General features: G+C 26.7%; 2 protein-coding genes. Both read left to right on the top strand.

Annotated features, from left to right (window positions below; all coding sequences use genetic code 11):
* A partial coding sequence (locus RI68_RS03765; RefSeq protein ID WP_161598270.1) for an ATP-dependent helicase occupies window positions 1–176 on the top strand: 176 nt, incomplete at its 5' end.
* Between the two features lie 24 nt (window positions 177–200).
* The coding region (locus RI68_RS00905; protein WP_038104390.1) for a hypothetical protein at window positions 201–409 on the top strand (209 nt) is incomplete at its 3' end.

Raw genomic sequence — 409 nt, 5'->3', positions numbered from 1 at the left:
TTTTTGATACTTTTTTAGGCAATTCCTCTTTAGAGGAGGAAAAACGTTTAATTTATGTCGCGATAACGAGAGCGAGAGAACTTTTATATATTACTCATACCCTCTATCGAAATCTTTACGCTTATCAACAAGAAATGAAACCTCTTTGTTTCTTAAAAGAGATGAAATTAATTTAAATATTAAATGAAAGGATTTAAACAATGTTTTTTATAAGAGAAATATTACACAATATGGGTTTCAATAGTTTTAAAAATATTACTGTTAAACAATTAAAAGATGCAGGATGGGGTGCTTACTATGTAATAGCTCTTGGATGTTATAATCTTAGAGATTTAATAGAAGCTGGTTTTACTATTGATGAAATAATAGAAGCACATTATACAATTGATAATTTAATACAAGCTAAATT

Origin of the sequence: Vaccinium witches'-broom phytoplasma str. VAC (genome assembly GCF_000309405.1) — a bacterium.
Lineage (GTDB): Bacteria > Bacillota_I > Bacilli_A > Acholeplasmatales > Acholeplasmataceae > Phytoplasma.
Note: the sequence above shows the minus strand (reverse complement) of the source record. Positions and strands in the feature narration are given on the sequence as shown.